The organism is Kitasatospora sp. NPDC048722, from assembly GCF_040650235.1.
Taxonomy (GTDB): domain Bacteria; phylum Actinomycetota; class Actinomycetes; order Streptomycetales; family Streptomycetaceae; genus Kitasatospora.
The window spans coordinates 1-5,607 of the sequence record NZ_JBEZGX010000131.1 but is presented as its reverse complement, the minus strand read 5'-3'; the positions used below and the strand labels follow the sequence as shown (position 1 = coordinate 5,607).

Here is a 5,607-nt window from a genome sequence, read left to right as displayed (position 1 = left end):
CCCGGAGAGCCGGACGGCCACTCCAGGGCAGCCACCAAGGGCAAGCAGCCATTAGCCACATCCGGCCCTCCCGGGCCGCCTAACAACTTACGGAGGCAGCCATGAGGATCGCCCTGCACACCCGCGTCCGCGAGGACCGGATCGAGGAGTACGAGGCCGCGCACCGCGAGGTGCCCGCCGAACTCACCGACGCCATCAGGGCCGCCGGCGTGACCTCCTGGACCATCTGGCGCAGCGGGTCCGAGCTGTTCCACCTGCTGGAGTGCGGGGACTACGCCCGGCTGCTCGCCGAGCTGGAACACCTCCCGGTCAACATCGCCTGGCAGACGCGGATGGCCGAGCTCCTCGACGTCGTCCACGACTACTCCGAGGCGGGCGGTGCGGCCGGGCTGCCCGTCGTGTGGGAGCTGTGACGGCCGTCCGGGGCGGCCGCGGTGCCCGCAAGCACCGCGGCCGCCCCGGACGGAACCCGTATGCTGCGAAGATCAGATGACCAGGAGGGCGTAGTCGTGCCAGTCACCGACGAGGCGATCGAGAAGATCAAGGCCATGATCGTGAGCGGTGAGCTCCGCCCCGGTTCGAGACTCCCGAAGGAGGCCGACCTCGCGGAGCGGCTCGGCCTCTCGCGCAGTTCCCTGCGGGAGGCGGTCAAGGCCCTCTCGCTCATCCGGGTGCTCGACGTGCGCCAGGGCGACGGCACGTACGTGACCAGCCTGTCGCCCGAAGTCCTCCTGGACGCGCTGGGTTTCGTGGTCGACTTCCACCAGGACAACACGGTCCTGGAGTTCCTGGAGGTCCGCCGCATCCTGGAGCCCGCGGCCACCGCGATGGCCGCCCGGGTCATGTCCGACGAGGACATCGCCGCCCTGCGCGACCTGCTGGACGGCCTGGACGAGGACGCGTCGCTCGACGAACTCATCGCCAACGACCTGGAGTTCCACCGCATGATCGCGGCCGGCTCGGGCAACACCGTGCTCTGCTCGCTGATCGAGGGCCTGTCCGGGCCCACCACGCGCGCGCGGATCTGGCGCGGGCTGACCGAGGAGGACGCGGTGGCCCGCACCCGCCAGCAGCACCGTGCCATCCTCGACGCCATCGCCCGCCGCATGCCGGAGGTCGCCCACGCCTGGGCGACCGCACACGTCGCCGGGGTCGAGCAGTGGCTGCGCGACACCCTCGGCGAGGCGGAGTCACACCTCTGGGCCGACCAGGACGCGTGACCGGCCCGGCGGCGTCGGAAGGAGGGACGAGCCGCCCACCCACCCGGCACGTTCTCAGGAAGCGAGCAGGGTGCGGTAGTGCTCCGCGTGGGCGTCGAGTTCCTCGTCGGTGACCAGGCGGGCGCCGAACAGCACCAGGGGTTCGGCGAGCCGCATGCCCGTCAGGTGGGCGGTGGCGTCCAGCGGTGCCATCAGCTGGGCCATCGTGAAGCGGTTGCGGCCCTCGGGCGCGTAGGCGTCCTCGGGCGCGCCGGTGGAGGTGACCAGCTGGAGGGTCTTGCCGTGCAACGCGGTCCCGCCGGTGCCGTAGGCGAACCCGTACGCCAGCACCTGGTCGATCCAGGTCTTGAGCACGGCCGGCACCGAGTACCAGTGCCAGGGGAACTGCCAGACGATCCGGTCGTGCGCGCGCAGCAGCGCCTGCTCGCGCTCGACGTCGATCCGCCCGTCGGGGTAGGCGGCGGACAGGTCGTGCACGGTGACGTGGTCCAGGTCCCTGACCGCGTCGGCCAGGCCGGCCGTGATCCGGGAGGAGCCCGGGTCGGGGTGTGCGACGACGACCAGGGTGCGCGGTGCGGCGGGGCTGTTCATGTCCTGGTGCTCCCTCGGTGGGTGCGGCGGTCAATGTGACGGATCGTTCCGCCACAAATGTTGTGACGGAACGATCCGTCTGTCAAACTTGTCGCCGAGGCCGGACGGACCGGTCGCACGGACCGGTCGCACGGACCGGTCGCACGGACCGGAGCGCGGCACCAGCGCGAGCACAAGGAGGCAGCCATGGCCCGCAGGACGGCGCAGGAGAACCGGCGTCACGTCCTGGACGTGGCGGGCGACCTCTACTACCAGCGCGGCATCCGTGCGGTCGGCATGGACCTGGTGGTCAAGGAGAGCGGCGTCGGCAACGCGACCGTCTACCGCCAGTTCCCCACCAAGGACGCCCTCGCCACCGCCTACGTGCAGGACCGGGCGGAGCGCTGGTTCGCCGGGCTGCGCGAGGCCGCCGGCCGGGTGGCCGAGCCGCGCGAGAAGCTGGTCGCGGTCTTCGAGGCGGTCACCGGCCACACCGGGCGCGCCGGCTTCCGCGGCTGCCCGATGCTCAACACCAACACCGAGTTCCCCGATCCCGAGCACCCCGCCAACCAGGTCGCCATCGCCCACAAGCTGCAACTCCGCGACTGGCTGCGCGACCTGGCCGCCGACGCCCGCGCCGCCGACCCCGAGCAGCTCGCCGACGAACTCCTGCTGGTCCTCAACGGCGCCTACGCCACGGCCACCGTCCTCGGCCCCGACGGTCCCGCCCGCCGCACCACCGACCTGGCCCGGCGCCTGGTGCACAGCGCCTGCCCCGCCCCGGACGGCACCGCCTGAGGACATGCCGGGCGGCGGCCACACCGTTCCCGGCCGGCACGGACTTCGCCAAGGGCTGCGTGAACGCCGTGCGCGCGGCGGGCCCGCGGGTCGGGCTGTACTACTCGCCGACCGACTGGCGCTACCCCGGCTACTACGACGTGACCGGAGCGAAGCCGCCGAGCCCCGCGTTCACCTCCGACTGCGTGCTGCCGAACAGCCCGCACCCGTGGAACCACGAGGGCTCGGACCCGGCCGGCTTCGACTACCACGAGAACGCACGGGCCATGAAGGCGGGAGCGCTGTTGACGCTGCGGCTACTTGCCGAGGTCGTTGCCCCAGAGGGTCTTGTCGTCGACGTTGTCCTTCGCCACCAAGGACACGGGCAGCTGGTCCTCCAGCCCGTCGGGCAGGGCGACGATGGTCGACCGGTGGTCGGTCGGGCCGGGCTTGAACGTCTTGCCGTCGACAGCGGCCTGCTACGAGCGCGAAACCTGGGCGACACGTAGAGGCATCCGATGATTCTCAAACATGACATCGGGGTTTTGGCCATATCTTCCCGGTATGGCCGATGAAATACGGCCGTTCATCGGATGTATAGTCCCCGAATCCCTGGACTCCTCGGCGCGCACGGCCTATAAATCCATCCCATGACCCCACGCGATGTGAACGCTCACACCCTCCATCGTTTCCCCCGCCGGACCGTGCACCTGGACTTCCACACCGGCCCCGACATCCCCGACGTGGGAAGGGACTTCGACCCCGCGGCCTTCGCCCGGGCCTTCAAGGACGCCCACGTCGACAGCGTCACCGTCTTCGCCAAGTGCCACCACGGCCACCTCTACTACGGGACCGACCGGCCCGAACGCCACCCGGGCCTCGCCCCCGGCCTCGACCTGCTCGCCGAGCAGGTCGAGGCCCTGCACGCCGAGGGCATCCGTGCGCCGATCTACCTGTCCCTCCAGGTCGACGAGTACGCCGCCCGCGAGCACCCCGAGTGGATCGCGCACGGCGAGGACCTGAAGCTCACCCGCTGGGCCGCCTCGGCGTTCGACGCGGCGTGGAACATCCTCGACATGTCCAGCCCCTACGCCGACTACTTCGCCGACCAGTTGGACGAGGTGCTGCGGCGCTTCGCGCCGGTGGACGGGATCTTCATCGACATGTGCTGGAACCAGCCCAGCGCGAGCCGCTGGGCGGTGGACGGCATGCGCCGCGAGGGGCTGGATCCGGCCGACACCGACCACCGCAACCGCTACGCGAACCTCGTCGCCCAGCGCTACATGGCGCGCTACTCCGCGATGGTGGAGAAGGCCCTTCCCCCGGACGCCGCGCAGGGCGCCTGGTTCAACGGCAGGCCGAAGACCGGTCTGCCCGAGGAGCGGCAGTTCATCCGGCACGTGGAGATCGAGGGGCTCCCCACCGGTGGCTGGGGCTACGCCTTCCTCCCGTACGTGAGCCGCTTCGTCCGCCCGATGGGTCTGCCCACCCTCAGCCACACCGGGCGGTTCCACGAGAGCTGGGGGGACAACGCCGCCCTCAAGCCCCGGGCGGCGCTGCTCTACGAGACCAGCCAGATGCTGAGCCAGGGGCTGACCAGCGGTGTGGGCGACGTGCTGCACCCGAGGGGCGTTCCCGCTCCGGCGGTGTACGAGCTCATCGGCTCGGCCTACGGGCACATCGAGGCGTGCGAACCGTTCCTGGACGGCGCCCGGGTCATCAGCGACGTCGCCGTGGTCGTCGACCCCGGCCTCGGCGACAACCCCGGCGCGAGCAACATCGGCGCCGTGCGTGCGCTGCAGCAGCTCCGGGCCCAGTTCGACGTCGTCCCGCCGACGGCCGATCTGAGCGGCTACCGCGCGGTCGTCGTGCCGGAGACCACGACGGTCGACGACGACCTGGCGGAGCGCCTGCACACGTACCGCCGGGCGGGCGGGGCCCTGCTGCTGGTCGGGCGGGCGCTCCTCAGGAACGGCTCCGAGCCCGCCCTTCCCGATCTCCCGGTCGAAGGCCTGGCACCCGCGCCGGCCGGTGAGGTCTTCCTCGCCTGCCAGGGCGTCCCCGGTGTCCCGGAGGGCTTTCCCGTCATCGGCCACGGCTCCCGGCTGACCGCCCGGGCGCTGCCCGGCGCGGAGGTCCTGGCCCGGGTGGTGGCGCCCTACTTCCCGCGCTCCTGGGACCGGTTCTGCGGCCACTCCTACACGCCCCCGGCCGACCCGACCGACGAGGCGGCCGTCGTGGTCGGCGACGGAGTGGCCGCGGTGACCGTGCCGCTGCTGGAGGCCTTCCACCTGCACGGCCTGGAGGCGTACCGCCAGCTGCTCGGCGCCGCCCTGGACCGGCTCCTGCCGGACCCGCTCGTCCGCGCCGGCGGGCCGGTCCACCTGGAGACCACCGCCAAGCGCACCGCCACGGGCACCGTGGTGCACCTGATCAGCTTCGTCCCGTCCCGGGAGACCCCGGAACTCGACCTGGTGCACGACCCCTTCCCGCTGGTCGACGTGCCCGTCGCCGTCCGGATCGCCACCGCCCCGCGCTCGGTGCGGCTCCAGCCGGCCGGGCAGGAGCTGCCCTGGGTGCACGACGGCGAGTACGTCCGCGTGCGGGTCACCACCGGGGAGGGCCACGCCATGGTCGTGGTCGAGCACGACTGACCACGAGGTACCGGCCCCGGGTCACCCGGCGGGCAGCAGCATCGGGTCCGTCATGATCCGGCGCACCGTCGTCAGCGCCGCGCCCAGCAGCGGACCGCGCCGCCCCAGCGCGGACGGGCGCAGCGCGTCCGGGTCCCAAGGCCGGACGGTGACCCGGGTGGCCAACTCGGCGCGCACGGACGGCAGTAGCCAGTCGGCGAGTTCGGCGTAGGCGCCGCCGAGGACGAGGGCGTCCGGGTCGATCAGCTCCACGGCGGACGCGAGGGCGAGGCCCAGGGCACGCCCCGCGCGGTCCAGCGCCCGCAGGGTGGGCTCGTGCCGGGCGGCCGCCCGCTCGGTGAGCGCCGCGACCGGGTCGCCCGGGCGGTGCTGCGCGAGGCCGGCCT

General features: G+C 72.4%; 6 protein-coding genes and 1 pseudogene. 4 read left to right on the top strand and 3 right to left on the bottom strand.

The window, feature by feature from the left end; translation table 11 throughout:
• Window positions 1-101: 101 nt before the first annotated feature.
• Together AB0C76_RS40980 and AB0C76_RS40975 are read left to right on the top strand one after the other, a co-directional pair.
• Entirely contained in the window at window positions 102-413 is a 312-nt protein-coding gene (locus AB0C76_RS40980) for an L-rhamnose mutarotase (protein ID WP_359975776.1), read from the top strand.
• A 96-nt stretch (window positions 414-509) separates the two neighbouring features.
• Window positions 510-1,220 carry a FadR/GntR family transcriptional regulator gene (locus AB0C76_RS40975; protein WP_359975773.1) on the top strand — a complete coding sequence of 237 codons (711 nt, stop codon included), beginning with the start codon at window positions 510-512 and terminating at the stop codon, window positions 1,218-1,220.
• A gap of 54 nt (window positions 1,221-1,274) precedes the next feature.
• Here AB0C76_RS40975 and AB0C76_RS40970 read toward each other — a convergent pair whose 3' ends face one another.
• Entirely contained in the window at window positions 1,275-1,811 is a 537-nt protein-coding gene (locus AB0C76_RS40970; protein WP_359975770.1) for an NAD(P)H-dependent oxidoreductase, read from the bottom strand.
• Window positions 1,812-1,997: 186 nt separating this feature from the next.
• Between AB0C76_RS40970 and AB0C76_RS40965 the strand changes: the two genes are divergently transcribed.
• Entirely contained in the window at window positions 1,998-2,588 is a 591-nt protein-coding gene (locus tag AB0C76_RS40965) for a TetR/AcrR family transcriptional regulator (RefSeq protein WP_359975768.1), read from the top strand.
• Between the two features lie 296 nt (window positions 2,589-2,884).
• On the opposite strand, the pseudogene AB0C76_RS40960 reads toward AB0C76_RS40965, so the two are convergent.
• Window positions 2,885-3,046 (bottom strand): annotated as a pseudogene (locus tag AB0C76_RS40960) (sugar ABC transporter substrate-binding protein); the annotation flags it as partial.
• A 171-nt stretch (window positions 3,047-3,217) separates the two neighbouring features.
• Here AB0C76_RS40960 and AB0C76_RS40955 point away from each other — a divergent pair.
• Entirely contained in the window at window positions 3,218-5,221 is a 2,004-nt protein-coding gene (locus AB0C76_RS40955; RefSeq protein WP_359975765.1) for an alpha-amylase family protein, read from the top strand.
• Window positions 5,222-5,242: 21 nt separating this feature from the next.
• Here the strand turns inward: AB0C76_RS40955 and AB0C76_RS40950 are convergent.
• The coding region (locus AB0C76_RS40950; protein WP_359975762.1) for an ROK family protein at window positions 5,243-5,607 on the bottom strand (365 nt) is incomplete at its 5' end.